The sequence below is a fragment of the Conexibacter sp. CPCC 206217 genome, assembly GCF_030646165.1.
GTDB lineage: Bacteria > Actinomycetota > Thermoleophilia > Solirubrobacterales > Solirubrobacteraceae > Conexibacter.
Genome location: NZ_JAUTDO010000005.1, coordinates 122,333 through 148,582 on the forward strand (window position 1 = coordinate 122,333; position 26,250 = coordinate 148,582).

The following is a 26,250-nucleotide window of genomic DNA, read 5'->3' on the forward strand; positions in this document are numbered from 1 at the left end:
CCTACATCCCGTCCATGCCCTCCATGCCCTCCATGCCGTCATGGCCGCCGTGCATCAGCGGCGGCGGGGTCGGTCTCTCGCCTCTTCTGATCACGTCGACCGTCTGCATCATCCCCGCGTCCTCGTGGCCGAGGATGTGGCAGTGGAAGACGAAGTGACCGGTGAAGTCGCGGAACGGGTTGCGGATCACGACGTTGCCGCCGACCGGGATCGTGACGATGTCCTGCAGGCCTCTGGCGTGGTACGGCCTGCCGTTGACGCTCATCACCTGGAAGTCGTTGACGTGGATGTGGAACGGATGCTCCTCGTCTGATCTGTTGACGAGCTTCCACTCCTCCACGGTCCCGAGGATCGGCACGACGTTGTTGACGCCGTCTCTGAACATCTGGTTGTTGATCAGCGCCTCGAAGCCGCCCGTTCTGCTCGTCCCGAACGTGAAGACGAACTTGCGTCTGCGCGCGACCGGCATTCTGCCGATCGGCGTGCTCGGCGTGTCGATGCTCTTCGGCAGCCTCGCGTAGGCGCTTCTGGGCGCCTGCGGGCCGGTCACGGTGACGGTCGCGAGGTCTCTGCGCGGGCGGTTGAAGCCGCCGCCGTACTTGCGCGTCTCGAGCGTGTACGTGCCCGGTCTGCCGCCCTGCACGAGCACGTCGTAGCGCTTGCCGGGGTCGAGCACGAGGTGGTCGGTCTTGAACGTCGTCCAGACCGGCGTGCCGTCCTCGGCGACGACGGTGAACGTGGTGCCGGGCAGCGCGACGTCGTAGAAGATGTCCGGGCCGATGTTGGCCAGGCGCCACAGCTGCGTCTCGCCGGATCTGATCGAGAATCTCGGCATCAGCAGGCCGTTGATCGTGAGCGGGCCGGGCGTCTGGCCGCTGACGTTTCTGCCCTCGTCGACGACGGCGTCGCCGCTCGTCTGCACGTTGCGGATCGCGAGCTGGCGCTCGGTGATCCTGCGCAGCGGTCTCGGCAGCAGTCTGTTGAGCCCTTCGACGATCAGCAGGCCGGACATGCCGCCCATCACCTGACCCTCGGTGAGGCCGTGCAGGTGGGCGTGGTACCAGAGCGTGCCGGCCGCATGGTCGCTCGGCAGCTTCACGATCGAGCGCACCGTTCTTCCGGGCGTGAAGATCCGGAAGACGTTGTCGGAGATCCCGGTCGGTCTGACATGCAGGCCGTGGTAGTGGATGTTCGTGTCCTGGTCGGTCTGGTTCTTGAACGTGACGTCGAGCGTGTCGCCCGGGCGCACGTGCAGCGTCGGTCCGACGAGGTTGCCGTTGAACGACTGCGCCGTGACCTGCGCGCCGGAGACCTCGACCGCTCCCCGCTTCGCCTCGAGCGTCACTCTCAGCACGCCGTTTCTGCTGTAGATCTGCTTGGGCGAGGTCAGCGGCAGGCCGGCGACCGGCGTCCACTCCGCGGCGGCTGCGGCGCTCGCCTTCGGCGCGGCTGTGCCGCGCCCCTGCTCCTCCTGCGTGCCGCAGGCGACGAGCGTCGTCGCGGCGGCGAGCGCCGTCACGAGCGCGACGGCAAGCGTCCGCTTCGTGGGCGCGGCTGGTCCCTGTCTGCGCGTTCTCACGCGGGGAACGTATACCGGTCAGTGGTCGGTATTTGACGAATGCGCATGAGTGCAGAGGATCGCGGGTGATTTTGGAACAACAAAATCTAACTTGAGCGGCAGCCAAGAATATGTAAAGGTTCGGCTTATGCGGAAGACATCCCGGCGGAAGTTTCTCTTCTGCGGACTCACAAGCGCCACCGGCGCCGCCCTCACGACGACCGGCATCGCCCGTGGCCAGGGACACGCGGGGCACGGCGCGGGCGGCAGCGGCGGCACGGCGAGCGGCGCCGCGACGGCCGCCGCAAGCCCGGCGATGGTGCACGGCGGCGGCGTCAACGGGCCGATGTTCCGCAGCGGGACGACCGTCGACCACGTCGCCAACGGCTTCGACCCGACGGAGATCCTGCGCGACTTCGACTGGGGCAGGACGACGCGGCTGGCGAGCGGTCGCGTGCTGCGCGAGTGGACCGTCTACGCCGCCGACAAGGACGTCGAGGTCGCGCCCGGCGTGACGTTCGGAGCCTGGACGTTCAACGGCCGCGTCCCGGGGCCGACGCTGCGCTGCCGCGAGGGCGAGCTGCTGCGGATCAGATTCGTCAACGGCTCGCGCCACCCGCACACGATGCACTTCCACGGGATCCACACGTCCGAGATGGACGGCGTGCCGGGGCAGGGCGCGGGCGTGATCCAGTCCGGCGGCACGACGACGTACGAGTTCGACGCCGAGCCGTTCGGCCTGCACCTGTATCACTGCCACGTCGGCCCGCTCGCCGAGCACATCGCGCGCGGGTTGTACGGCACGTTCATCGTCGATCCGAGCGAGGGGCGGCCCGAAGCCGACGAGCTGGTGATGGTCCAGCACGGCTGGAACACGACCTTCGACGGCGCCGGCAACCAGCTCTACGCCGTCAACGGGATCCCCTTCCACTACATGCACGAGCCGGTGCGGGTCAGACGCGGCGAGCTGGTGCGGATCTACCTCGTCAACGTGCTCGAGTACGACCCGGTCAACACGTTCCACCTGCACGGCAACTTCTTCCACTACTTCCCGACCGGGACGAGCCTGCAGCCGGTCGAGTTCACCGACACGGTGATGCAGGCGCAGGCGCAGCGGGGGATCCTCGAGCTGCGCTTCCCGCACGCCGGGCAGTTCATGTTCCACGCGCACAAGACCGAGTTCGCGGAGCTCGGTTGGATGGGCATGTTCGAGGTCGTCTGATGGAGGCCGCGACGTCGTCCACCGGACCCACCCCGCCGGCCCCGGCCGCGCCGCCGAGCGCGTCCGGCTCCCCCCGCTTCCCCGCCTGGCTGCTCGCGTTCGCGGCGCTCGTCGTCGTGAGCGCATCGCTGCTCGCGCTCGCCGTCGTCGGCGGCGACTCGCTGCCGGAGCGGACCGGCCCGCCGATCGAGGAGCTGGCCGTCGAGCGGACCGTCCTGCGCCCCGGCGAGATCGAGCTGACGCTGCGCAACGTCGGCCCCGACGCGGTCACGGTCGCGCAGGCGTTCGTCAACGACGCCTACGTCGACGTGCGCGCCGGCGCCGAGGACGCGGTCGGGCGGCTGGAGCGCGACACGCTCGTGCTCGACTACCCGTGGCAGGAGGGCCAGCCATACCTCGTCTCGCTGCTGACCTCGACCGGCCTCGTGATCGAGCATCAGATCGCCGCGGCCGTCGAGACGCCCAAGGCCGACAGCGGCTTCTTCGGCCTGATGGTGCTGCTCGGGACCTACGTCGGCGTGCTGCCGGTCGTGCTCGGGATGCTGTTCCTGCCGGCGCTGCGGCGCGCGTCGGGGCAGTGGATCCGCATCCTGATGGCGGTCACCGTCGGGCTGCTCGCGTTCCTCGCGCTCGACGGCACGCTCGAAGGACTCGACCTCGCGAACGCCTCGGGCGGCGCGTTCGGCGGCACGGAGCTGGTCTTCCTCGGGATCGCGCTCGCCTACCTCGCGCTGACGGCGGTCGACCGCTGGGTGAGCGGGCGGCGAGAGCGAGCGGGCGCGTCCGCGTCCAGCTCCGGCCTGCGCCTCGCCTTCCTCGTCGCGCTCGGGATCGGGCTGCACAACCTCGGCGAGGGGCTCGCGATCGGCTCTGCCTACGCGGTCGGCGAGCTGGCGCTCGGCGCCTTCCTCGTCGTCGGCTTCGCGATCCACAACACGACCGAGGGGATCGCGATCGTCGCGCCGCTGGCGGACAGACGGGTCGCGCCGCCGAAGCTGCTCGGCCTCGGCCTGATCGCCGGCGCCCCCGCGATCGTCGGCGCGCTGATCGGCGCCTCGGTCGACAACGCGGAGCTGTCGGCGTTCCTGCTGGGGATTGGCGTCGGCGCGATCGTGCGGGTGATCGTCCAGCTCGTCCCGAGCCTGCGCGACACCGCCGGCCGCGTGCTCGACGCCGCCACCGCCGCCGCGATCGCCGCGGGTGCCGTCGCGCTGTACCTGACTGGGCTGCTCGTGAGCGTCTGACGCAGACGTCGACCGTCACGAGACGGGCGCGGGCTCGTCTCGCGCGCGGCGCGGGTAGGCGCGGGACCGCGCTCGATCCAATTCCAGACTGAAACGGTCGAGTTTGTTGAGATGGTGCTAGTTTGGCCGCCATGAGCGCGTACGAGATCGTCGACTTCCACGGTCACTGGTTCCCGCCCGGCGTCGTCTCGCGCAGGCCCGCCGCCACCGCCACGCCCGCGCTCGCGCGGCGCTGGGAGCTGCTGACCGACCTCGACGCGCAGCTCGAGGCCGCGTCCGCGGCCGGCACCGACGTGAAGGTCGTCAACGCCGTCTACTCGACGGTCGCGCCCGCCGCCGAGGTCCCGCTCGACGAGCTGCCGGCGCGCGTCAACGACGCGCTCGCGGATGCCGTCGCGCGCCACGACGGCCGCCTCGCGGCGCTCGCGACGGTCGATGCGTTCCGCGGCGACGCGGGGGCGGAGGAGGCACGGCGCGCGGTCGAGCAGCTCGGCCTGCCGGGAATCGTCGTCGACGCCGCCCAAGGGGAGCTGCTGCTGTCCGCCCCGCAGGCGCGCCCGACGCTCGCGTACTGCGCCGAGCGCGGGATCCCGGTCTTCGCGCACCCGGTCAACCCGCCGCAGTTGCCCCAGCGCTACGCCGACGTCGGCGGCGCCGGCGTGCTGCTCGCCCGCGGCAGCGAGTCCGCGCTCAGCACGCTGTCGCTGCTGGCGAGTGGGACGATCGCGGAGCTGGACGGGTTGCAGCTGGTGCTCGCCGGCATCGCGGGCGCGGCGCTGCTGCTGGCGAACTTCCTCGACGCGGAGGATGCGGAGCGGCCTCTCGCCAGTACCGGCCGCTCCCGCCTGACGATCGACACGATGGGATTCGATCCGGCGGCAACCCGTTTCGCGCTCGATCTGCTCGGTCCCGAGCAGGTCGTCGTCGGCAGCGACTGGCCGATCATGTGGCGCGACGCCTCGCGTGAGCGAGTGGAACGGATGCTCGCGCAGGCGGGCGCCGACGCGGAGACCTCGGCGCTTGTCGCCGGCGGGAACGCCCGACGATTGTTGGCGCTCAGAAGAACCCGTTCGTCGGCAGCCGCTCTTCGTTGATCAGGAGATCTCCGATCGCGCGCGCCTTGTACATCGCGGTGTTGTGGGAGGCGATCGTGCGGGCGTTGCGCCAGTGACGGTCGAGGTTCTGCTCGCGGCTGGTCGCGGAGGCGCCGCCGGCGTCGAACAGCAGCTCGGCGGCGCGCGGCGCCAGCTCGGCGACGACGACCTGCGCCTGCGCGGTCAGCAGCGCGCCTTCGTGAACGGCGTCGGGATCGGGTGCGCCGTCGGCGGTCGAGCCGGCCGACGCGGCCGCGGCGTCGAGCCCGGCGGCGGCCGCCAGCACGACCGCCTCGCACGCGAACGCATCGCTCGCGATCCGCCCGACGACCTGCTGCACGAGCGGGTCGACGCGCGGCAGCTCGCCGGAGGCGTGGCTGAAGGTGCGTCTGCGCTCGCGCGCCATGCGCGCCGCGTCGGTCGCCGCGTTGCGCACGATCCCCGCCATCACCGCGACGAGGTAGAGCTGCAGGAAGGCGGAGCGGGGCGCGGCTGCCGCTCTGCCGATCGGGCTCGGCAGCAGCTCGTCGGCGGCGACCAGGACGTCCTCGAAGCGCGACGTGCCGCTGGCGGTGAGGCGCTGGCCCATGCCGTCCCAGTCGTCCTCCAGCGTGACGCCGTCGCGGTCGGCCGGGACGATCGCGGAGCCGACGCTGCCGTCCGGCAGCATCGCGGCGACCGTGACGCGGTCGGCGTAGAGGCTGCCGGTCGAGTAGTACTTCGTCCCGCTCAGCACGTGGCTGCCGTCGCCGTTCGCGCTCGGCGTCAGCGTCGTCTCGAAGCCGAAGATGTCGCGTGTGGTGCGCTCGACCGTGGCGTTGCCGAAGATCGTCCCGCGCACGACCTCGGGCAGCCAGCGGTCGCGCTGGGCCTGGTCGGCGGAGGCGAGTCGCCCCTCGACGAAGTGGTAGTGCGCGCGCAGGCTCTGGGCGATGTTCGAGTCGGCGGCGGCGAGCCGGATCACGAACGCGAACAGGTCGCGCAGCGAGCGCTCGGCGCCGCCGTGGGCGCGCGGCACGCGCAGGGCGCCGAGGCCCGCGCGACCGAGCTGGCGGATCTGCTCGTGCGGCGCGATCCGCAGCCGCTCGCGCTCGGCGGCGCCCGCCGCGATCTCCTCGAGCAGACGCACCAGCTCGACGCTCTCAATTCCGGATGGGATGTCAGTCACGTCAATCGTCACGGTGAAGACTGAGAATACCTGATAATCCCGATTGACAAAGGTGACAATGCGTGCCAGCCTTGCCGCCGATGTCCACTTCAACCCTCATCAGACTCGCTCGCCGAGCCGCTGTCGTCGTGGCGCTGCTGCTGCTGTGGCAGGTCGCGTCGTGGGCCGGCTGGATCGACGGCAGCACGCTCGCCTCGCCGGTCCAGGTCTGGGACGCGGCCCGCGAGCTGTCGGCCAACGGCCAGCTCTGGCCGAGCATCCTCACCTCGCTGCGGCGCGTCCTGATCGGGCTCGCGATCGGCGTCAGCATCGGCACCGTGCTCGGCCTCGTCGCCGGCCTCTCGCGGATCGGCGAGGAGCTCGTCGACGCGCCGCTGCAGATGCTGCGCACGCTGCCGTTCCTCGGTCTGCTGCCGCTGCTGATCGTCTGGCTCGGGATCGGCGAGGGCGTCAAGGTCGGCCTCGTCGTGATCGGCGTGATCTTCCCCGTGTACCTCAACCTGCACAAGGGGATCCGCAGCGTCGACCCGCGCTTCGCGGAGCTGTCGCGCGCCTGCGGCGTCGGCCGCTGGGGCGTGATCCGCAAGGTGATCCTGCCGGGCGCGCTGCCGTCGTTCCTCGTCGGCCTGCGCTTCTCGCTCGGGATCGCCTGGCTGTCGCTCGTGATCGCCGAGACCGTCAACGCCGACAAGGGCGTCGGCTACCTGATCATGCAGGGCCAGCAGTACCTCGAGACCGACGTGATCGTGATGGGCCTCGTGATCTACGCCTTGCTCGGGCTCCTGATGGAGGCGCTCGTGCGCACCGTCGAATACCGCGCCCTGCGCTGGCGAAAGGACTTCGTGTCGGCATGAGCACGCTCGCGAACGACACCACCACCGTCGCGGCGACCACGGCCGCGCCCGCCGCCGCCGTCACCGCGCGCGGCGTCGAGCGGCGTTTCGGCGATCGCACCGTGCTGCGCGGCATCGACCTGACCGTCGCGCCCGGCGAGTTCGTCGTGATCGTCGGGCAGAGCGGCTGCGGCAAGAGCACGCTGCTGCGCGCGATCGGCGCGCTCGACAGCGGCTACGAGGGCACGATCGACGTCGACGGCCGCGTCGCGTTCGGCTTCCAGGACGCACGCCTGCTGCCGTGGGCGCACGTGTGGGAGAACGTCGTCTTCGGCGTCTCGGGCAAGAAGGCGCAGCTGCGCGAGCGCGCGATCAAGGCGCTCGCCGACGTCGGCCTGGAGAACCACGCCGACGCCTGGCCGGGCACGCTGTCCGGCGGCGAGGCGCAGCGCGTCGCGCTGGCGCGAGCGCTCACGCGCGACCCGTCGGTGCTGCTGCTGGACGAGCCGTTCGGCGCGCTCGACGCGCTCACGCGGCTGCGGATGCAGGCGCTCGTCAGCGGGCTGTGGCGCGAGCGCGGCTTCTCCGTCCTGCTCGTCACGCACGACGTCGAGGAGGCGATCCTGCTCGCCGACCGGATCGCGGTGCTCGACAGGGGCGTCGTCGCCGACCTGTTCGAGGTCGGCATGCCGCGCCCGCGCTCGCGCCGCGACGAGCGCTTCGAGCAGTTGCGCGTGCGGATCCTCGAAGACCTCGGCGTCTCCGACGTCGACGCCAGCCTCAGCGCACACGACGGCTGACAGACGCGAAGCACCGAAGAGAACACGAAAGGCACATTGAGATGACGCAGCACAGCGACACCGCTCCCCGCTTCGGGGTGTGGGCGCCGGTCTACGGCACGTGGGGCGCGCGCACGCATCCCGACGACCCGCCGGACGCCAGCTACGCGCGCACCCGCGACGTGATCCTGCGCGCCGAGCAGGCCGGCTTCGGCTCCGTGCTGCTGGCCGAGCACATCGTCAACCCGAGCGCCGAGTTCGACGTGCTGGAGACGTGGACCGCGGCCGCCGCGCTGGCCGAGGCGACCGAGTCGATCGAGCTGATCGCGGCGGTCAAGCCGCTGCTGTTTCACCCGGCGGTGCTGGCGAAGCTCGCGCTCGGGATCGACCAGATCAGCGGCGGGCGCTTCGCGATCAACCTCGTCAGCGCGTGGTTCAGACCCGAGATGGGTCACCTCGGGATCGAGATGCCGCCGCACGACGAGCGCTACGAGCTGTCGGCCGAGTGGCTGCAGGTCGTGCGCGCGCTGCTGCGCGGCGAGACGGTGGACCACAGCGGCAAGCGCTTCGCGATCGACGACCTGCAGCTGCGCCCGGGGCCGACCAGCATCGGCGGCCCGACCGTCTACTTCGGCGGCGAGTCCGAGCCCGCGCGTCAGCTGGCCGCCAATTCAGCCGACGTCTTCTTCATCAACGGCCGGCCGCTGGACGAGACGGTCGCGCTGATCGAGGACCTGCGCCGGCGCCCGCGCCTGGCCGACCCGCTGCGCTTCGGCCTCGCCGCGTTCGTGATCGCGCGCCCCGACGAGGACGCGGCGCAGGCCGAGTTCGAACGGCTGCTGGCGCTCAGCGCGCTCGACGACAAGAGCCGCCTGCGCGCCGGCACCGATCCCGCCGTGGCGATGATGAGAGTCAACGCCGGGGTGCCGCGCGTCGGCACCAACGGCGGCACGCTCGCCGGCCTCGTCGGCAGCTACGACCAGGTCGCGGAGCGGATCGCCGCCTTCTCGGCCGCCGGGATCGAGCTGTTCATGTTGCAGTTCCAGCCGCTGGAGACCGAGGTCGAGCGCTTCGGCGCCGAGGTCATCCCGCGCGTGCGCGCTCTCACGCTCACAGCGGCAGCGGCAGCGGCAGCGGCGTAGCACCCCTCTCTTCTCCACCCACCACACCTCTCACAGGAGTCCCTCTCATGAGCCTCACCTCCGAGCAGGCCAGCTCGTCGTCCGCGCGCGCCGTCAGCGAGCTGTGGTACACGCGCTGCCCCGTGCCGACCGCCTCCAGCCTCGCGATCTCGCAGGGTTGGCTCGACGACGAGTTCGCGCCCGACGGGATCACCGTCGCGTCGCTGCGCGCCAGCGTCGAGACGGCCGTGCGCGAGTCGCACTTCGACCACACGCAGGGCGACTCGTTCCGCCAGGGCGGCAACATCCCGCCGATCTGGACGCGCTCGCGTGGCAGCGACGTGCGGCTGATCGGCCTCTCGTGGGCCGAGCAGTACCAGGCGATCGTGACGCTGCCCGGCAACGGGATCGACGGCCCGGCCGACCTCGCCGGCAAGCGCCTCGCGCTCGCGCGCCGCGTCAACGACCAGATCGACTTCCACCGCGCGACCGTGCTGCGCGGCTACGACAGCACGCTGCGCCACGTCGGCCTCAGCCTCGACGACGTCACGCTCGTCGACCTGCCCGTCGCGGAGCGCTACCTGCCCGACGGCGGCGAGTCGCACAGCGGCTCGCTGTTCGGCGCCTACACCAACCGCCGCCTGCAGTCGACCGAGGTGCTCGCGCTGATCCGCGGCGAGGTCGACGCGATCTACATCGCCGGCGGACGCGGCCCGGACCTCGAGGCGCTCGCCGGCGTGCACGTCGTCTTCGACATCCAGGCGCAGGACGACCCGGCGCTGAAGATCAACAACATCACGCCCGCGACGCTGACGGTCAGCGGCGTGTTGCTGGACGAGCGCCCCGATCTCGTCGCGCGCTACCTCGCCGCGACGCTGCGCGCCGCCGACTGGGCGCGCGAGAACCCCGTGCAGACGCGCCGCATCATCGCGCACGAGGTCGGCATCGCGGAGGACTTCGTGCTGCCCGGCTACCCGCGCGAGATCCACGCGAACCTGACGCCGAGCCTCGACGAGGACCTCGTCGCGGCGATCGAGTCGCAGCAGGCGTTCCTGCTGGCGCACGGCTTCATCGAGAACGCCTTCGACGTGCGCGCGTGGGTCGATCCCGCGCCGCTGCAGGCCGCCCGCGAGCTGCTCGCGGCCGAGGCCTGACGCGCCGCACCCGCCTGATCTGACGCAAGCCCCCACTCCTCGAAAGGAACCAACCCCAGTGTCTCTCCCCACCGGCGCCGTCCGGCGCCTGTCCCTGCTGTCCGCGATGCTGCTCGCAGCGGTGCTGCTGGCGGCGTGCGGCTCCTCGTCCGACGACGGCGGGGGCTCCTCGTCGGCGAGCACCGCGGCCGCGTCGACGACCGCCGACTCCGGCTCAGGCGGCGATTCCGATTCCGCCGAGCCCGTCACGATCACCGTCGGCGTGCCGCGCAACTTCGGCTACCTCAGCACGCTGTGGGCGCGCGACGTGCAGCCGCCCGGCGTGAAGGTCGAATACAAGTACTTCCCGGTCTTCACCGACATGCTGACCGCGCTCAACGGCGGCAAGATCGACCTGACCGAGATCGGCGACGTCGGCGCCGTGCAGTCCTACGTCAACGGCGGCAAGGTCAAGGCCGTCGCGGTGACGCAGCCCAACGACCTCAACTGCGGCCTGATCGTCCCCAGAGACAGCACCGTCAGAACGTTCGCGGACCTGAAGGGCAAGAAGCTCGCGTTCCTGCGCTCGACCAACTCCTACATCTCCTTCCTGCACCAGATCAAGCAGGCGGGGCTGAAGGAGAGCGACTTCCAGATCGTCGAGATCTCCGGGCCGGCCGCCAACAAGGCGTTCCAGACCGGACAGGTCGACGCGTACTACACGATCGACCCGAACCTGGCCGACATCGTCCAGCAGACCGGCGGCCGCGAGATCGCGACCTGCCGCGACATGAGAACCGAGAACCTCTACCCGTACGTCGCCACGACCGACGCGATCGAGAGCAAGCCGCAGGCGATCAGAGCGGTGATCCAGGCGGTCGCCGACAACATCGCCTGGATCCAGGCGCACCCGGACGAGCAGGCGAGACTGGTCGCGCCGAAGGTCGGCTTCAGCGAGGAGGCGATCAGAGCGACCTACGGGGAGGGCGCGAGAGGGCTGCAGACGGTCGACGACGCCTTCTACGCGCATGAGCAGCCGGTGATCGACGAGTTGGTCGAGGCGAGAATCGTGTCGCAGCCGGTCAGAGCCGACGAGGTCTTCCTGTCGGAGTTCAACGACGCCACGACGCCTTCGGCGGACGCGGCGAGATGAGCGGCGCGACCGCAGGCGCGCAGGTCGACCTGTCGGTCCCCGACGACGTGCGCACGATCGCCTCCGACGAGGAGGCGGTCGCCGCGGCGTCGGCGTACGCCGACGCGATCCGGCCGGATGCCGTGGAGCGCGACCGCTCGCGGCGACTGCCCGGGGAGGAGCTGCGCGAGCTGGCCCGCACCGGTCTGCTCGGTGCGCGCGTGCCGGTCGCCTACGGCGGCGCCGGCGTCAGCAACGCGACGGTCGCGGAGGTCTTCCGGCTGATCTCCGCGGCGGATCCGGCGATCGGCCAGATCCCGCAGAACCATTTCGCGTTCGTCGAGCTGCTGGTGCGCTCCGGCAGCGAAGCGCAGCGCGAGTTCTTCATGCCCGAGTTCCTGCGCGGCGCGCGGCTCGGCAACGCGCTGTCGGAGCGCGGCGGCCGCACGTCGCGCGACTGGGTCACGCGCCTGGCGCGCCAGCCCGACGGCAGCCTGCGGCTCGACGGCCGCAAGTACTACTCGACCGGTGCGCTGACGGCGCAGTGGATCCCGGTCTTCGCGCTCGACGACGCCGACGAGGTCGCGGTCGCCTACGTCCCGCGCGAGGCGCCGGGCGTGACGGTCGACCAGGACTGGGACGTCTTCGGCCAGCGCGCGACGTTCAGCGGCACGACGACGCTGGAGGGCGTCGTGGTGCCGGACGAGCACGTCGTGTCGCGGGCGCTGTCGCATGGGGAGCGCGGCGACGGCGGGGAACGCGCGCAACCGGACACGTTCGCCGCGTTCGGCCAGCTGATGCACGTCGCGGTCGACGCGGGGATCGCGCGCGGCGCGCTCGACGACGGCGCGGCCTTCCTGCGCGAGCGCGCGCGGCCGTGGTGGGAGGCCGACGTCGAGCGCGCGGCGGACGATCCGCACCTGCTGCGGCTGGCCGGCGAGCTGGACGCGCAGGTGCGCGCGTGCGAGGCGCTGCTGGCGAGCGCCGCCCGCGCGCTCGACGCCGCCGACGCGGCACCCGGCGACCTCGACGCGATCACCGCCGCGCGCCTGGAGGTCGCCGCCGCGAAGGCGTTCGCGGGCGACACCGCGCTGCACGTCGCCTCGCAGATCTTCGACGTCTCCGGCAGCAGCGCCGCCGACGCCCGCCACGGCCTCGACCGCCACTGGCGCAACGCCCGCACCCACACCCTCCACGACCCCGCCCGCTCCAAGCACGTCCACCTGGGACGGCATCTGGTCGACGGCGTCGCGCCGCCGGTCGGGCATACGTTGGTCTGACGCGGCGCCGTCGCTGCGCCGTCGATCGCGTGGCGACCGGCGTGCGTCGCGTCAGGCCGCCCCGATCGCGCGCTGGCAGACGGTGCGCAGGGCGTCGATCGATCTGGCCGTGTCGCGTCGGGTGCCGGCGAGGGGGGAGAGCGGTCCGGCGAGCACCTCGTTGCCGGCGCCGACGAGCGCGGCGGCGGCGATCGCGGTGTCCTGCGGCGGCGCGGAGCCCTGGCGGATCGCGGCTCTCAGCAGGCGCTCGACGTGTCTGGTGTAGGTGCGGCGGTAGTCGAGCCGGATCTGCTCGACCGCCGGATCGACCGGCTCGGCGATCAGCGACCACGCGAGCACGGGATTCGCGAGCGCGCGGCGGGCGAAGTTGGCCAGCACCGCGTCGAGCTTGTCGACCGCCGCCTCGACCGATCTGGCCGCCCGCGTCGCCGACGCGATCTCACGCTCGCAGACGTCGCGGAAGACCTCCACGAACAGCTCCGCCTTGGAGGGGAAATGGCGGTAGAGCGTCCCGCTCGCGACCCCGGCCCGCTCCGCGATCGCGACGACCGAGGCACCCCCGTAGCCGCGTTCCTCGACGACGGAGCGGGCCGCGTCGAGGAGGCGCTGGCGGGTGGGAGCGACGAAGACGCTCATCCCTTGAACGTCGACGCCTCCGCGTCGCCGAACGGTTCGTCGCGCTCGGCCACCGCCGTGCGGAAACCGGCCTCGGCGGCACGCTGCTGAAAGGCGTAGCCCTCGGGGGTGTGGCGGGCGATGCCGTCGAAGAGCGTGCCGATCAGCTGCGTCGCGGGCAGACCCTGGGAGGCGGTCTGCTGGTTGATCAGCAGCTTCATCATCGCGAGCTGGTTACGCGGCATCCGCGCGATCCGCTCGACCAGCGCCTCCGTGCGCGCGTTCAGATCGGCGGCCGGCGGCGCCTCGATCGCCAGCCCCCACTCGAGCGCCTCGCTGCCCGACAGGCAGTCGCCGGTGAACAGCAGCCGCTTCGCCCGCTGCGCCCCGATCCGCTGCGCCCACAGCGCCGTCGTCGGCGAGCCCCACACGCGCGCCGGCGGGTAGCCGATCTTCGCGTCGGCGGCGATCACGAGCAGGTCGGAGCAGAGCGCGAGGTCGGTGCCGCCCGCGACGCAGAAGCCGTGGACCTTGCAGACGACCGGCGTCGTGGTGTTGAAGAGCGACATGAACGCGCGCACGTTGCGGCTCATCATCGCGTGGTCGACCATCGGATCCCACGCGCGCGACGGATCGTGGTTGCGCGCGATCGTGGCGGGCTCGGTCGGTGAGCCGGGTGTTGAGAACTGGCTGTTCTCAACACCCACCCCCACCTCCCCCTCGGCCGCCTCGACCAGGTCGTACCCGCCGCAGAACCCCTTCCCGTTCCCAGCCAGCACGATCACATGCACCGCCGGATCGAGATCCGCCTGCTCGACGGTCGCCTGCAGCTCGTGCAGCAGCAGCGGGGTGAGGCCGTTCCCGCGCGCCGGCCGGTCGAGCGTGATGCGCCCGACGCGGTCGGCGACCGCGTACGTGAGCGTCTTCACGCCGGCAGCGCCCGATCCACGATCGCGCGCGCGTCCACGCCAAGGGGCAGCGTTCCGTACGCGCGGCCGCCACCGCCGCCGAGGCGGGCGGCGCAGAAGGCGTCGGCGACGGCGGGCGGAGCGAAGCGCAGCAGCAGGCTCGCCTGCAGCGCGACGGCGAGGTCCTCGACGATTCGCCGCGCGAGGTACTGGCCCTCGGCGGCGCGCACCGCCAGGTCGCGCGTGTCGGAGCGGTCGAACAGGGCCTGCGCCTGCTCGGTCGCCAGTCGCAGGTGCGCGTCGAAGCGCGCGTCGGCGCCGCTCGCCAGCGCGCACTCGGCGAGGAACGCCGGCAGGCCCTCGGGCTCCTTGCCGAGCGCGCGCAGCACGTCGAGCGCGGCGACGTTGCCGGAGCCCTCCCAGATCGACATCAGCGGCGCGTCACGATACAGCAGCGGCAGGCCGGAGTCCTCGACGAAGCCGTTGCCGCCGAGGCACTCGAGCGCTTCGTTGGCGTGCGGCGAGGAGCGCTTGCAGACGTAGTACTTCATCGTCGCGGTCGCGAAGCGGCGGAAGGCGGCGTCGTCCTCGTCGTAGGCGCGCGCGATCCGCAGCGTGACGGCGGTCGCCGCCTCCGACTCGAGCGCGAGGTCGGCGAGCACGTTCGTCATCGCCGGCTGGTCGACCAGCAGCGCGCCGAACGCGCTGCGGTGGCGGGCGTGGTGGATCGCCTCGACGGTGCCGCGTCGGATCGAGGAGGTCGAGCCGATCATGCAGTCCAGCCGCGTGTGGTTGACCATCCGGATGATCGCCTTCACGCCGCCGCCCTCGGTCCCCACGAGACGGCCGCGGATGCCGCGGAACTCGACCTCCGACGACGGCAGCGAGCGCGTGCCGAGCTTGTCCTTCAGGCGCTGGAACTCCATCCCCGGGCCGCGCTCGACGAGGAAGCAGGAGATCCCCGCGGGCGCCTGCGCGAGCACGAGGAAGACGTCGCACGGCGGGTAGGAGCAGAACCACTTGTGGCCGTGCAGCTCGTACTCGTCGCCGCCGGCCGGGGTCGCGGTCGTGATGTTCGCGCGCACGTCGGAGCCGCCCTGGCGCTCGGTCATCGCCATGCCGGCGAGCGCGCCGCCGTCGTAGTCGGGCCGCGTCAGCCGCTCCTCCCACTGCGCCGCCAGCGCGGGCGCGCCGTCGCGCAGCGCGGGGACGACCGCGTAGGTCATCGAGATCGGGCACATCACGCCGCCGTTGGCGTTGGACCAGAGCCCGAACATCGCCGCGCGCAGCACGTGTGCGCCGGGCTGCGGCTCGCGCCACGGCAGGCCGGCGAGCCCGCGCTCGATCCCGCCGCGCAGCAGCGCGTGCCACGACGGATCCAGCTCGACCTGGTCGACGCGGTTGCCCCAGCGGTCGTGGGTGACGAGCCGCGGCTCGTTGCGCTCGGCGCGGACGCTGTGCTCGCGCGCCTCGACACTGCCCGCGGCGCCGCCGATCTCCCGCGCACGCTGCTCGGCCCAGCCAGCGCCCTCGCGCTTCAGCGCCTCCTGCAGCGCGAGGTCGGCGTCGAAGAAGTTGACCGGTTGCAAAGGCGGCGCCTGATTGCGGACCGTGCGAGCGGGATCGACCGTCTCTGCTGCTGTCGGCTCGGCGGTGGTGCTCATCCCGCGCTCCCTCCCCACGTGTGCCCGAGCTCGAAGTCGGCAGCCGGCTCGGTCGCGGTCGGGCGTCCGCGTGAACCGGGATTCACAGCCTAGCGCGCCTGCGTGAATCCCGGTTCACATCGGTCCGAGCACGCGGTTTGGCGAGGACCGAAGGGTTACTGCTGTAGAGCGACAGCAATCCTTCGGTCCTCGCCCGGCGCGGCGCGGCTCGCGCGGGCGCGGCGTCGATCGTATGCTCGGCGGGTGCGCGTCAAGAGAGAGCTGTCGATCGGCGAGTGGGCGGTGCTGGCGCTGCTGTGCGAGCGGCCGCGTCACGGCTACGCGCTCGCGGCCGCGATGGCGCCGGACGGGGAGATCGGCCAGATCTGGTCGCTCGGGCAGCCGCTCACCTATCGCGCGCTGAGCGTGATGCAGTCGCTCGGCCTCGTCGAGGTCAACGCGACGACGCCCGGCGACCGCGCACCGAGACGGACCGAGCTGAGAGCGACCGTGAGAGCGAGACGGCTGGTCGCGAGATGGCTGAGAGAGCCGGTCCTGCGCCCGCGCGACCTGCGCTCCGAGCTGCTGCTGAAGATCGCCTTCCTGCGCCGCCGCCGCAGACCGCTCGGGCCGCTGCTGGGGCAGCAGCGCGAGATTCTGCTCGCGCGCCTGGCCGACCTGGACGCGCAGCTCGCCGCCGACCCCGGCCCGCTCGCCGACGTGATCCGCTGGCGCCGGATCAGCGCCGACGCCGGCCTGCGCTTCGTCGACGAGCTGCTCGCGCGCGAGCCGGCGTCCGCCGCGGCGACGCCCGTCGCGCGCTGATCGCCGCCGCACCGGACCCCTCGCAGCCCGCCTCTACTCACACCATGAGTACCTGTACACTTGCGCCTGCAAACGTTTGCAACCCAGGAGAGGGAAGAGCGTATGAGCAGCGTGGAGACGGTCACGACGGCGACCTCCGACCCGGGGGCGAAGGTCTGGGGCGCGTTCGTCGGCGGGGCGTTCGTGGAGTCCGGCGACAGCGACACGTTCGTCGTCACGGAGCCGGCGACAGGCGGCGAGCTGGCGCGCGTGGTGTCGGCTGACGCGGAGCTGGTCGACCTCGCGGTGAGAGACGCTCGCCGCGCCTACGAGGAGGACTGGCGCGACCGCTCGCCGCGTGAGCGCGGCGCGCTGCTGCGCAGAGTCGCGCAGAAGATCCGCGAGCACCTGCCGGAGCTGGCCGAGCTGGAGGCGCGCGAGGTCGGCAAGCCGCGCCGCGACGCGCTGCGCTTCGACCTCTCCTACAGCCACGCCGGCTACGACTACTACGCCGGCCTCGCCGACACGCTGCACGGCCAGGTGATCGACCAGGGGCCGATCGAGGCGCGCGTGATCTTCGAGCCGTACGGCGTCGTGGCGGCGATCCTGCCGTTCAACTGGCCGCCGATCCACTTCACGAAGAAGTGCGCGCCGGCGCTCGCGGCCGGCAACACGGTCGTCGTCAAGCCGGGCGAGCAGGCGCCGCTGACGGTGCTGCGGCTGGTCGAGCTGGCCAACGAGGTGCTGCCGCCCGGCGTCCTCAACGCCGTTCCCGGCCTCGCCGCCGGCGCCGCGCTCGCCGGGCACCCGCGCGTGGAGCGGATCACCTTCACGGGCGCGACCGCGACCGGCCGCCGCGTGCTGGAGACCGCCGCCAGGAACCTCACGTTCGCGACGATGGAGCTGGGCGGCAAGAACGCCCTGATGGTGCTGCACGACGCCGACCTCGAGATCGCGGTCGACGTCGCGATGGAGGGGATGTTCTACAACCAGGGCGAGGCGTGCACCTCGACCGCGCGGATCCTCGTGCACGACTCGCTGCACGACGAGTTTCTGACCCGCTTCGCGGCCGCGACCGAGCAGCTCGTCGTCGGCGCGCCGCTCGACCCCGCCACCGACGTCGGCCCGATGGTCGACGCCAGACAGCACGAGCGAGTGCTGGAGTTCCTGCGGATCGGCCTGGAGGAGGGCGCGCGGCTCGTCACGCAGGCGGCGCTGCCCGCGGACGAGGAGCTGCGCGACGGTTACTGGGTCGCGCCGACCGTGCTCGCGGAGGTGACGCCGCAGATGACGCTCGCGAAGGAGGAGATCTTCGGTCCGATCGCCTGCGTGATGCGCTTCCACGACGAGGACGACGCGATCGCGATCGTCAACGACACCGAGTACGGCCTCACGACCGCGATCTGCACGCGCGACGTGATGCGCGCGCAGCGGATCGCCGACCGCCTCGAGGTCGGGATGGTGTTCGTCAACAACTACATGCGCCGCTCGTTCCTGGGCTCGCCGTTCGGCGGCGTCAAGGGCAGCGGCTTCGGCCGCGAGAACATGGCCGAGACGCTGCACGAGTTCGTCCGCGCGAAGAACGTCCGGATCCCCTCCGGCCGCGGCGAGATCCCGACCTGGCCGCCACGGGATATGTGATCAAACCTGGTCGGCTACTCATTCTGTTGGTAGTCTGGCTGACCTCCGGTGGCGCGTGCGTGCGCACGCGCCACCGCCCCACCGAGCAACGAGGTGAGCATGGCGAGACAGAGGTTCTTCAAGGCGCTGGCAGCCGCCGCGCTGGTCGCGGCGGTCGCGGCGCCGGCGGCGTCGGCCGACACGATCAGAATCCAGAGCACGACCGACACGCGCGACGCCGGGCTGGTCGACGGCCTGTTGAGACCGCTCTATGCAGCGGCCTACCCCGGTGACGAGCTGTCCTACGTCGCGGTCGGCACGGGAGCCGCGCTCGACAACGCGCGCAGAGGCCTGGCGGACGTCGTGATCACGCACGCCCGTTCGCTCGAGGAGAAGTTCATCGCCGACGGGTACTCGCTGGAGCCGGCCGGCGGGCGCGCCATCTTCTACTCCGACTACGTCCTGGTCGGCCCCACCTCCGATCCGGCCAGAGTGGCCGCGACCGCGCCGCACGACGTGGTCGCCGCCTTCGAGGCGGTCGCTGCGACCGGCGAGGCGGGCAGAGCCAGCTACGTCTCGCGCGGTGACAACTCCGGCACGAATGTGCAGGAGCAGATCATCTGGGGGCTGGGCGACGCCACCAAGCAGCCCGCCTCCAACGCCGGCGGCGACACGACGCGCTTCGAGCCGGCAACGCCTGCCAGAGACGGCAGCTACCCGACCTGGTACGGGAAGGCGACCACGACCCTCAGCCAGGGCGACGCGCTGACGCGGGCCGAGGCTTGCCCGTCTGCCACGTTCCCCGCCGGCGGCTGCTACATCATGGTCGACCGCGGCACGTTCAACAACTACCGCGACAGAGGTGCGATCCCGAATCTCACGATCGTCAGCCAGAACAACGCGGAGGGCACGCGCGGCGGCAAGGACCTGCTGATCAACCCGTTCAGCGTCTACATCGTCAACCCGGAGAAGGTCGCCGACAGATACGCGGTCAACGTCGCCGCCGCCAGACGGTTCGTCGACTTCCTCGTCTCGCCCGCCTTCCAGGCCGCTGTCGATGCGTTCCCCAGCGCGGTCGATCCGGCCTTCCGCTCCGATGCGTTCGCGTCGGTCACGCCCGTCACGGCGCTGCCGCAGACGGCCACCGTGGGCACGGCCGTGCCGGTCACGCTGCAGCTGGCCAACAAGGTGCCCGGCTCGCTCCCGATCACGGGCATGCAGGTCCAGTTGCAGCAGTCGACCGACAACGGCGCGAACTGGAGCGACGCCGGTGCGCCGCAGCCGACCGACGCCAGTGGTCGCGTCTCGTTCTCGCCGACGGTCTCGGCCACGACCCGTTTCCGCATCAGCATGCCGCTGTTCAGAGCGACGACGTGGAACCAGCTGAGCCCGAACGTGCAGGAGCTCGGCACGGTCGCCGCCGTGACTGCGCCGCCGACGCCGACTCCGATCGGGCCGGTCGCCAGAAGAGACACGCTCGCCCCGCTCGCCTCGCGCCCGTCGCTGACGGCCCGCGGTCTGTCGCTGCGCGTCTCTGAGCCGGCGAGCATCAGAGCGACCGTGCTGAAGCGCAGCGTCAGAAGAGTGCGTCGCGGCAGACGCGTCCGTACAGTCGTCAGATGGGTCGCGGTCCGCAACGCGAACGGCAGAGCGGCGCGGGCCGGCGTCGTGAGACTGAGCTGGCGCAGAGCCCTGACGCCGGGCGCGTACCGCGTGAGAGTGGTGCTGCGCGACAGCGCCGGCAACGCGCGCACGCAGACGCTCGGCGTGAGAATCGCGTCCAGAAGAGCCAGCAGATCCAGAAGAGCCGGCAGATCCAGAAGAGCCGGCAGATCCAGAAGAGCGAGAAGAGCCGCTCTCCGTTGAGCGCGATCCGCCGCCTCGGTGCCCTTGCGGCGCTGGCGGCGCTGACGCCGGTCGCGTGGGCGCCCACGTCATCCGACGCCGCCGGCAGCGATGCCGGCGGCGTCAGCGTCACGGTCATCGGCGGCGCTGGCTCCGGCTCGACCGCCTTCCTCAGCCTCGGTCGGCTGAGGCGGGCGGCCAGCTCGGTGACCGACTACGCCTACCGGCGCACGTCCGGCGGCGCCTTCGACTCCGCGTACCCGCACAGCGGTGCGACGGCCGCTGAGCTGGCCGAGCTGGCGGGTGTGCCGGCTGCCGCAGTCGACGAGCTGACGGTCTCCCGCCCGTCCGGCCCGCCGATTGAGCTGAGTCGGCGCGAGGTCGTGCACGGGTTCGACGGCTATCCCGACCGCGGCTCGCCCCACCCGGCGACGTTCGGCGAGGGCTACGACGGCGGGGCCATACGCTTCTTCCGACCGGCGCGCAGCGAGACGGACCCCAACGGCGACGACGAGGTCAACGTCGGTGGCGGGGAGACGCTGCGCGTGACGATCGCGACCTCGACAACGGTCTACCAGGTGGATGCGGACGGCCCGGACGGGCAGCTGACCGCCGGCCAGTCGGCGCAGTTCGACGCTCGCGCCCCGGGGCTGCCGGACGGCGTCACCGCGACTTGGCGCTGGGAGTTCGACGACGGTGCCACGGCCGCGACCGCGGCGCCGACGCACCCCTACACCGCCGACGGCTCCTACCTGGCGACCGTCACGTTGACTGCCTCCGACGGCGGCGTCGGCGTCGCGCAGGTGCCCGTACAGGTCGGCGACCCGGCCAGAAGCGGTGGCGACCCGCCGCCCGGTCAACCGTCGCCGCCCGCGCCGCCGTCTCCACAGGCCGGCGGCGATCCGGCCGGTGGCGGGGGACCGACCGGCGGCGTGGCGCCGGCGACGACCGGCGGTGGCAGGGGACGGCTCGAGGGGCCGGCGAGCGGGCCGCGCGACAACAGGGACGCTGCAGCGGGCGGCAGCCCGCGCGGACGCACGACTGGGCCGGCGGCGACCGCCCCGCAGGACCGGCGCGGCGGCGAGCGCGCGACGCGGACGGGCGACGGCGGACCGGAGCGAGCCGCCAGCGAGCCGCAGCCGTCCACCGCGCCGCCGGCGTCCCCGCCCGCCACGACGGTCCCGCAGCCCGGCCCGCTGATCGGCACGGACGACGCGGGCGGCGCTGAGATACGCGCTCCGGGCGAGCGCGCGGGCGCTCGTACGCGCAGGCGAGGCGGCGACAGCGGCAACGGGGGCAGGCTGGAACACGTCTCCGGGATCCTGCTCGCCTCCGCCGGTGTCAGCGCGCGCGAGCTGGCGGCCGCGACCGCGCCGCACACAGGGGATCCCCGGCGGCAGGAGATGGCGCGCTCGTCGGGCGGCGGAGCACCGCCGACGCGCTGGTGGCTGCTCGGCGTGCTCGCGGTCGCCTGCCTGGTCGGACTCGGCGTCGCGCGGGAGGCGGGCGTGGTGTCGGTCCGTAGGATGCGGCTTCGATGATCCCCTTCGCCTCGATCGAGGACGTCATCTTCGACGTGTCGAGCGCGCTGCGCGTGCCGGTGCTGATCCTCGCGCTGGTCGCGCTCGCGCTGGTGCTCGTCGAGCTGGGCACGCTGGCCGTCGAGCTGCTGCGCCGCCGCCGGCACACGCCCGCGGCGCTTGAGCGCGCGACCGGTGCCGCCGCCGAGGCGCTCGCGCATGGCGACCGCGCCGCGGCCGCGACGGCGCTGGAAGCGGTCGTCTCCGGCGAGCGGATGCGCAGCGCGGTGCAGCGGATGCTGCGTCAGGTCGCCGCGCCGCGCGGCGAGCAGGGGATGGCGAAGGCGGTGGCCGACTTCGACCTCGAGTCGCTGCGGCGGCTGGAGCGGCCGCGGCTGCTCGTGCGCGCCGGCCCGGCGCTCGGACTGATGGGCACGCTGATCCCGCTCTCGCCCGCGCTCGCCGGCCTCGCCAACGGCGACGTGCAGGAGCTGACCGACAACCTGCGCGTCGCGTTCAGCGTCACAGTGCTCGGCCTGATGACGGGCGCGATCGCTTTCGGGATCGCGCTCGTGAAGGACCGCCTCTACGCGCAGGACCTCTCCGACCTGGAGTACATCGGCGCCTCGATCGAGCCGTCGGCACCGGCCGCCCCCGCCGTGCTCGGCCAGCATCCGCCCGCGCCTCCCCCGGCGGTGGTCGGCTGATGCGCGTCACGCCGCGCGCCCAGCGGCACGCCGATCGCGCAGGGGATCCGCTCGACGGCCTCGTCAACATGTTCGACCTCGGCCTCGTGCTGGCGGTCGCATTCCTGCTCGCCGCACTGCAGTCGCTCGACATCACCGACCTGCTGACGAAGAGAGACATCACGCTGGTGCGCCAGACGCCGTCAGGGCAGGCGATCATCGTGAAGAGAGGCGAGCAGCTCAGAACGCTGAGACTGTCCGGCCAGAGAACGGCCGGCAGCGGCGCGCGCGTCGGCTCGGTCTTCCGCCTGGCCGACGGCAGACTCGTCTACGTGACGGGGAGATGAGCGCGTGGAGCAGTTGCTCGACGGCTTGCGGCAGGCGCTGGAGCTGATCTTCTCCGGCGACCGGCAGCTGTTGGAGACGACGCTGCGGACGCTGCGGGTCGGCTTCGAGTCGACGCTGCTGGCGGCGCTGGTGGGACTGCCGCTCGGCTTGCTGCTGGGGCTGCGATCGTTCCGAGGGCGCGGCGTGCTGGCGTGGGCCTTCAACGCCGCGCTGAGAACGCCGCCGGTCGCGCTCGGCCTGATCCTGTGGCTGCTGCTGTGGCCGGACTCGCGCTGGGGCGGCGGCCCGCTCGGCGGGCTCGGCTGGATCTACTCGATGCAGGCGATCATCCTCGCGCAGACGCTGCTCGCGCTGCCGATCGTCGTCGCGCTGACAGCCACCGCGGTGCAGTCGGTGCCGGGCACGCTGCTGGAGCAGGCCCGCGCCTTCGGCGCCTCGCCGTGGCGCCGCGCGGCGCTGGCGCTGCGCGAGGCGCGGGTCGGCGTGATCGCGGCGCTGCTGACTGCGCTCGGGACCGCGATGGGCGCCGTCGGAGCGATCCTGGTGGTGGGTGCATCGTTCGGCGACGCGACGCTCGCGACGGCGGCATTGCAGAGTTGGGGCATGGGCGGCCAGGACGGGCTCGCGGTCGCGTACGGCACCGTCCTGCTCGGCATCTTCGTCGTGATCGCCGCCGCGCTGACCGCGTTGCAGGGGCGGCGGGCGTGAGCGCCCGGTTGACCGCGTTGCAGGGGCGGCGGGCGTGAGCGCCCCGCTGCTGCGCGCGCGCGGTCTGGCGATCGGGCGCGGCGGGCGGACGCTGGCGAGCGGGCTGGAGCTGGAGCTGCAGCGCGGCGAGGTCGTCGCGCTGCTGGGTCCCAACGGCGCCGGCAAGTCGACGCTGCTGGCGGTGCTGGCCGGGCTGCTGGAGCCGTCCGCCGGGACGGTCGAGCGCGGCGGGCGGGTCGCGGCCGCGCTGCAGGGCACCGCGCTGGCGCGGCGCAGCGTGCAGGCGAACGTCGAGGCGGCGCTGGCGTGGTGGGGCGTGCCGCGCGCCGAACGGGCGCAGCGAGCGGCCGCGGCGCTCGACGCACTGCACGTCGCGCAGCTGGCGGGGCGGCCTGCGTCCGCGCTCTCCGGCGGCGAGGCGCGCCGCGTCCACATCGCCCGTGCGCTGGCGCTGCGCGCCGACGTGCTGCTGCTCGACGAGCCGTTCGCCGGCCTCGACGCGCCGACGCGCGCCGAGCTGCTGCAGGACGCCGCGACACTGCTGCGCGACCCGGTGCGCGCGACGCTGCTGGTCGTGCACGACCGCGCCGAGGCGTGGGCGCTCGCCGACCGCGTCGCGCTGCTGCTCGACGGCGAGCTGATCAGCGGTCCGACCGCGACCGTGCTGGAGCGCCCCGTCAGCACCGCCCACGCGCGTTTCCTCGGCTTCACCGGCGAGCTGCGCCAGCCGGACGGGACGATCGTGCGGCTGCGCCCGGCGCACGTCGCGCTCGATCCGGACGGGCCGCTGGCGGGGCGCGTCGTGCGGCGGATCCCGGAGGAGGACGGCCTGCTGTGCGAGCTGCAGCTGGAGCACGGCCGCGTCCAGACGCGCGCGCCGTACCCGGGCCCGGCCGACGGCGAGCCGGTGCGCGTGCGGCTCGACGGCGGCGTCGAGCTGCCGGGCGACGGGACGAGCGCGGCGCCGGCCGGCACTGCCCTTGCCGTTGCGAACGGGCCGCAGCTCGACGAGGCGTCCGCCGCGCGCGAGCGTGCGCCGAAGAGCCCCGGCACGACCGCTGCGCAGCAGCGCGGGGAGCGCTGAGCGGTGCGGTTCGTGATCGAGATCGTCTGGCAGGCGATCGGGCAGATCTCCGCCGGCGACGTCGGGCTGGTCGAGACGACCTTGCGGACGCTGCGGTTCGCGCTGCTGGCGACCGTGCTGGCGCTGCTGGTCGGAGTGCCGCTGGCGCTGTGGCTGTCGGCTGCCTCGACCCGGCCGCGGCGGGTCGGGCTCGTGCTCGCCAACGCCGGTCTGGGCCTGCCGCCGGTCGTGCTCGGTGTCTACCTCGCGCTGACGCTGACGCCCGGCTCGCTGCTCGGCAGACTGGGCTGGCTCTACACGCCCAGAGGGGTCGTCGCGGCGCAGGCGCTCCTGGCGTTGCCGATCGTCGTCGCGCTGTCGAGCGCGGCGCTGCGCGGGCTGCCGGCCGAGCTGCAGGAGCAGGCGCGCGCCTTCGGCGCCTCGAGGTGGCAGCGCGCGGCACTGGCGCTGCGCGAGGCGCGCGTCGGGATCGCGGCCGCGGTGATCGCCACGCTCGGCTCGGCGATCGCGGAGGTCGGCGCGGTCGTGATCGTCGGCGGCAACATCCGCGACCAGACCAGCACGCTCACCTCGACGGTGCTGCTGGAACTGGCCGCCGGCGCACCGGACCGCGCGGTCGCCTGCGTGCTCGTGCTGCTGCTCCTGCTGGCCGCACTGGCGCTGCTGCTGACGCTGGTGCAGCGCGGCGCCGGGGTCGCGCGCCTGCGGCCACGTCTGCGCGGCCGCGCCCGCGTGCTGGCGAGCGGAGTTCCGGGAGCGCGCGCGTGAGCGGTGCGGGGATCGGGCGGCGCGAGCTGCTGCTGCGCGGCGCCGCGGGGGCGCTGGCGGCGGTTTGGCTGCCACCGGCGCTGGCCGGCTGCGGTGCGGAGCCGGAGCAGTTCGGACTGCACGTCAGAGAACTGGCGGCGCGCTCGATCGCGATCGACTACGCGTCCTACTACCCGCCGGTGCAGGAGCTGCGGGCGCTCGTGCGCGAGCGCGCGCAGAGGGTGGGCGCGCGGGTCACGTTCAGCGACGACGCGGCGGGAGCGGCCGCGCAGAGAGCAGAGTTCGGCAGACTGACCTCCGACAGCAGCGGCTTTCGCGTCGTCGCCGTGGCGCCGTTCGACGCCGCCGCGCTCGACCCGCTCGCGGCCGAAGCGATTGAGCGCGGGATCGGGATCGTCACGTATGCCGTCTCGCTCGCGCACCAGAGCGCGACGATCACCGCCGACCCCGCCCGCGCCGGCCGCCTGCTCGCCCGCAACGCCGCCGACTGGGCCGCCCGCGCCCTGCCCGACGGCGGCGACGTCCTGATCGTGCGCCCGTCCCCGAGCGCCACGCCGCCGCAGCCGGCCGCCAGCGCGACGACGCCCGACGCCGACCGCAGTGCGACGACGCCCGCGGCCCCTTCCGGTGCGCCGGTCGCGGACCCCTTCGCCCCGCTCGCGAGACCGTGGGAGAGCGCGTTGCTCGAAGCGCTCGCGGCGCGGGCGCCGCAGCTGAGAGCGGTCGCCGCGACGACGGCGCAGAGCAGCGCGGACGCGGAAGCCGCGGTCGCGCGGGCGCTGCGGGACTATCCCGGCGTGCGGGTCGTGTTGAGTTGGAACGACTCGACCGCGGTTGGCGCTGCGAGCGCACTGCGCAGAGCGCACCCGAGCGGCGAGTGGAGCGGGCTGTACGCGGGCGGCGTCGGCGCGCCGGCGATCGCCTCGACGGCGTCGCTCGACGCGCTGCGCGACGATCCGGTCCTGCGCTGCCTCGTCGCCCCGCGCCTGCGCGACCTGGCGAACGCGCTCGTGGACGTCCCCCTCGCGCTGCTGAGAAGACGCCGACCGCCGACCGCCCCCGTGCCGCTCACGGTCCTGACACCGGGCGCGTCGCAGCTCAGAGCCTTCGCGCGCGACTACCGCGCGGCTGGCTGAG

General features: G+C 72.8%; 24 protein-coding genes. 19 read left to right on the top strand and 5 right to left on the bottom strand.

Annotated features, from left to right (window positions below):
- Position 1: 1 nt before the first annotated feature.
- Positions 2-1,579: a multicopper oxidase family protein gene (locus tag Q7L65_RS14705; RefSeq protein WP_304722219.1), complete on the bottom strand. Its 1,578-nt coding sequence runs from the start codon at positions 1,577-1,579 to the stop codon at positions 2-4.
- Between the two features lie 127 nt (positions 1,580-1,706).
- On the opposite strand from Q7L65_RS14705, the gene Q7L65_RS14710 reads away from it, so the two are divergent.
- The 3 genes from Q7L65_RS14710 (at position 1,707) to Q7L65_RS14720 (ending at position 5,118) form a co-directional block, all read left to right on the top strand.
- Positions 1,707-2,780: a multicopper oxidase domain-containing protein gene (locus Q7L65_RS14710; protein ID WP_304722220.1), complete on the top strand. Its 1,074-nt coding sequence runs from the start codon at positions 1,707-1,709 to the stop codon at positions 2,778-2,780.
- Positions 2,780-4,024 (top strand): ZIP family metal transporter, encoded by a 1,245-nt coding sequence (locus tag Q7L65_RS14715; RefSeq protein WP_304722221.1) that lies wholly within the window; start codon positions 2,780-2,782, stop codon positions 4,022-4,024. Before Q7L65_RS14710 ends, Q7L65_RS14715 begins: the two co-directional genes overlap by 1 nt.
- A gap of 131 nt (positions 4,025-4,155) precedes the next feature.
- Complete coding sequence (locus Q7L65_RS14720) at positions 4,156-5,118, top strand: amidohydrolase family protein (RefSeq protein ID WP_304722222.1); 963 nt, start codon at positions 4,156-4,158, stop codon at positions 5,116-5,118.
- On the opposite strand, the gene Q7L65_RS14725 is transcribed toward Q7L65_RS14720, so the two are convergent.
- Positions 5,081-6,286, bottom strand: a complete 1,206-nt coding sequence (locus tag Q7L65_RS14725; protein ID WP_304722223.1) for an acyl-CoA dehydrogenase family protein — start codon at positions 6,284-6,286, stop codon at positions 5,081-5,083. The genes Q7L65_RS14720 and Q7L65_RS14725 overlap by 38 nt on opposite strands.
- Before the next feature lie 80 nt (positions 6,287-6,366).
- On the opposite strand from Q7L65_RS14725, the gene Q7L65_RS14730 reads away from it, so the two are divergent.
- Genes Q7L65_RS14730 through Q7L65_RS14755 form a run of 6 tightly spaced genes read left to right on the top strand, consistent with a single transcriptional unit; the run spans position 6,367 to position 12,564 of the window.
- Positions 6,367-7,140 (top strand): ABC transporter permease, encoded by a 774-nt coding sequence (locus Q7L65_RS14730; RefSeq protein WP_304722224.1) that lies wholly within the window; start codon positions 6,367-6,369, stop codon positions 7,138-7,140.
- Positions 7,137-7,919: an ABC transporter ATP-binding protein gene (locus Q7L65_RS14735; protein ID WP_304722225.1), complete on the top strand. Its 783-nt coding sequence runs from the start codon at positions 7,137-7,139 to the stop codon at positions 7,917-7,919. The genes Q7L65_RS14730 and Q7L65_RS14735 overlap by 4 nt, the downstream gene beginning before the upstream one ends.
- Positions 7,920-7,960: 41 nt before the next feature.
- Positions 7,961-9,040 (top strand): LLM class flavin-dependent oxidoreductase, encoded by a 1,080-nt coding sequence (locus Q7L65_RS14740; RefSeq protein WP_304722226.1) that lies wholly within the window; start codon positions 7,961-7,963, stop codon positions 9,038-9,040.
- 47 nt (positions 9,041-9,087) lie between these two features.
- Positions 9,088-10,173 carry an ABC transporter substrate-binding protein gene (locus Q7L65_RS14745; protein ID WP_304722227.1) on the top strand — a complete coding sequence of 362 codons (1,086 nt, stop codon included), beginning with the start codon at positions 9,088-9,090 and terminating at the stop codon, positions 10,171-10,173.
- 58 nt (positions 10,174-10,231) lie between these two features.
- Positions 10,232-11,305: an ABC transporter substrate-binding protein gene (locus tag Q7L65_RS14750; RefSeq protein ID WP_304722228.1), complete on the top strand. Its 1,074-nt coding sequence runs from the start codon at positions 10,232-10,234 to the stop codon at positions 11,303-11,305.
- Positions 11,302-12,564, top strand: a complete 1,263-nt coding sequence (locus Q7L65_RS14755; RefSeq protein WP_304722229.1) for an SfnB family sulfur acquisition oxidoreductase — start codon at positions 11,302-11,304, stop codon at positions 12,562-12,564. The genes Q7L65_RS14750 and Q7L65_RS14755 overlap by 4 nt, the downstream gene beginning before the upstream one ends.
- A 51-nt stretch (positions 12,565-12,615) precedes the next feature.
- On the opposite strand, the gene Q7L65_RS14760 is transcribed toward Q7L65_RS14755, so the two are convergent.
- Genes Q7L65_RS14760 through Q7L65_RS14770 form a run of 3 tightly spaced genes read right to left on the bottom strand, consistent with a single transcriptional unit; the run spans position 12,616 to position 15,751 of the window.
- Positions 12,616-13,200 (bottom strand): TetR/AcrR family transcriptional regulator, encoded by a 585-nt coding sequence (locus Q7L65_RS14760; RefSeq protein ID WP_304722230.1) that lies wholly within the window; start codon positions 13,198-13,200, stop codon positions 12,616-12,618.
- Positions 13,197-14,108 (bottom strand): crotonase/enoyl-CoA hydratase family protein, encoded by a 912-nt coding sequence (locus Q7L65_RS14765; protein ID WP_304722231.1) that lies wholly within the window; start codon positions 14,106-14,108, stop codon positions 13,197-13,199. The genes Q7L65_RS14760 and Q7L65_RS14765 overlap by 4 nt, the downstream gene beginning before the upstream one ends.
- Complete coding sequence (locus tag Q7L65_RS14770) at positions 14,105-15,751, bottom strand: acyl-CoA dehydrogenase family protein (protein ID WP_304722233.1); 1,647 nt, start codon at positions 15,749-15,751, stop codon at positions 14,105-14,107. Before Q7L65_RS14770 ends, Q7L65_RS14765 begins: the two co-directional genes overlap by 4 nt.
- 243 nt (positions 15,752-15,994) lie before the next feature.
- On the opposite strand from Q7L65_RS14770, the gene Q7L65_RS14775 reads away from it, so the two are divergent.
- The 10 genes from Q7L65_RS14775 to Q7L65_RS14820 all read left to right on the top strand — a co-directional run bounded on the left by Q7L65_RS14775 (position 15,995) and on the right by Q7L65_RS14820 (position 26,249).
- On the top strand, positions 15,995-16,555 hold the full coding sequence (locus Q7L65_RS14775; RefSeq protein WP_304722234.1) for a PadR family transcriptional regulator: 561 nt from the start codon (positions 15,995-15,997) through the stop codon (positions 16,553-16,555).
- Positions 16,556-16,657: 102 nt separating this feature from the next.
- Positions 16,658-18,175: an aldehyde dehydrogenase gene (locus tag Q7L65_RS14780; protein ID WP_304722235.1), complete on the top strand. Its 1,518-nt coding sequence runs from the start codon at positions 16,658-16,660 to the stop codon at positions 18,173-18,175.
- 99 nt (positions 18,176-18,274) lie between these two features.
- Positions 18,275-20,020, top strand: a complete 1,746-nt coding sequence (locus Q7L65_RS14785; RefSeq protein ID WP_304722236.1) for a substrate-binding domain-containing protein — start codon at positions 18,275-18,277, stop codon at positions 20,018-20,020.
- Positions 20,017-21,540 carry a PKD domain-containing protein gene (locus tag Q7L65_RS14790; RefSeq protein ID WP_304722237.1) on the top strand — a complete coding sequence of 508 codons (1,524 nt, stop codon included), beginning with the start codon at positions 20,017-20,019 and terminating at the stop codon, positions 21,538-21,540. Before Q7L65_RS14785 ends, Q7L65_RS14790 begins: the two co-directional genes overlap by 4 nt.
- Positions 21,537-22,226, top strand: a complete 690-nt coding sequence (locus tag Q7L65_RS14795; protein WP_304722238.1) for a MotA/TolQ/ExbB proton channel family protein — start codon at positions 21,537-21,539, stop codon at positions 22,224-22,226. The genes Q7L65_RS14790 and Q7L65_RS14795 overlap by 4 nt, the downstream gene beginning before the upstream one ends.
- Positions 22,226-22,552 carry a DUF2149 domain-containing protein gene (locus tag Q7L65_RS14800; protein WP_304722240.1) on the top strand — a complete coding sequence of 109 codons (327 nt, stop codon included), beginning with the start codon at positions 22,226-22,228 and terminating at the stop codon, positions 22,550-22,552. The genes Q7L65_RS14795 and Q7L65_RS14800 overlap by 1 nt, the downstream gene beginning before the upstream one ends.
- 4 nt (positions 22,553-22,556) lie before the next feature.
- The gene (locus Q7L65_RS14805; RefSeq protein WP_304722241.1) at positions 22,557-23,261 is read left to right on the top strand and encodes an ABC transporter permease; all 705 of its coding nucleotides are present in this window, start codon (positions 22,557-22,559) and stop codon (positions 23,259-23,261) included.
- Positions 23,262-23,295: 34 nt separating this feature from the next.
- The gene (locus Q7L65_RS14810; RefSeq protein WP_304722242.1) at positions 23,296-24,345 is read left to right on the top strand and encodes an ATP-binding cassette domain-containing protein; all 1,050 of its coding nucleotides are present in this window, start codon (positions 23,296-23,298) and stop codon (positions 24,343-24,345) included.
- Between the two features lie 3 nt (positions 24,346-24,348).
- Positions 24,349-25,113, top strand: a complete 765-nt coding sequence (locus Q7L65_RS14815) for an ABC transporter permease (RefSeq protein WP_304722243.1) — start codon at positions 24,349-24,351, stop codon at positions 25,111-25,113.
- Positions 25,110-26,249: a substrate-binding domain-containing protein gene (locus Q7L65_RS14820; RefSeq protein ID WP_304722244.1), complete on the top strand. Its 1,140-nt coding sequence runs from the start codon at positions 25,110-25,112 to the stop codon at positions 26,247-26,249. The genes Q7L65_RS14815 and Q7L65_RS14820 overlap by 4 nt, the downstream gene beginning before the upstream one ends.
- The last annotated feature ends 1 nt before the right edge of the window (position 26,250 follow it).

Bases quoted from the DNA above. Each gene is read 5' to 3' on its own strand.
- Q7L65_RS14735 (WP_304722225.1), top strand. From the start codon at position 7,137: ATGAGCACGCTCGCGAACGACACCACCACCGTCGCGGCGACCACGGCC.
- Q7L65_RS14795 (WP_304722238.1), top strand. From the start codon at position 21,537: ATGATCCCCTTCGCCTCGATCGAGGACGTCATCTTCGACGTGTCGAGC.
- Q7L65_RS14780 (WP_304722235.1), top strand. From the start codon at position 16,658: ATGAGCAGCGTGGAGACGGTCACGACGGCGACCTCCGACCCGGGGGCG.
- Q7L65_RS14710 (WP_304722220.1), top strand. From the start codon at position 1,707: ATGCGGAAGACATCCCGGCGGAAGTTTCTCTTCTGCGGACTCACAAGC.
- Q7L65_RS14720 (WP_304722222.1), top strand. From the start codon at position 4,156: ATGAGCGCGTACGAGATCGTCGACTTCCACGGTCACTGGTTCCCGCCC.
- Q7L65_RS14755 (WP_304722229.1), top strand. From the start codon at position 11,302: ATGAGCGGCGCGACCGCAGGCGCGCAGGTCGACCTGTCGGTCCCCGAC.
- Q7L65_RS14760 (WP_304722230.1), bottom strand. From the start codon at position 13,200: ATGAGCGTCTTCGTCGCTCCCACCCGCCAGCGCCTCCTCGACGCGGCC.
- Q7L65_RS14745 (WP_304722227.1), top strand. From the start codon at position 9,088: ATGAGCCTCACCTCCGAGCAGGCCAGCTCGTCGTCCGCGCGCGCCGTC.
- Q7L65_RS14800 (WP_304722240.1), top strand. From the start codon at position 22,226: ATGCGCGTCACGCCGCGCGCCCAGCGGCACGCCGATCGCGCAGGGGAT.
- Q7L65_RS14740 (WP_304722226.1), top strand. From the start codon at position 7,961: ATGACGCAGCACAGCGACACCGCTCCCCGCTTCGGGGTGTGGGCGCCG.
- Q7L65_RS14715 (WP_304722221.1), top strand. From the start codon at position 2,780: ATGGAGGCCGCGACGTCGTCCACCGGACCCACCCCGCCGGCCCCGGCC.
- Q7L65_RS14730 (WP_304722224.1), top strand. From the start codon at position 6,367: ATGTCCACTTCAACCCTCATCAGACTCGCTCGCCGAGCCGCTGTCGTC.
- Q7L65_RS14785 (WP_304722236.1), top strand. From the start codon at position 18,275: ATGGCGAGACAGAGGTTCTTCAAGGCGCTGGCAGCCGCCGCGCTGGTC.
- Q7L65_RS14770 (WP_304722233.1), bottom strand. From the start codon at position 15,751: ATGAGCACCACCGCCGAGCCGACAGCAGCAGAGACGGTCGATCCCGCT.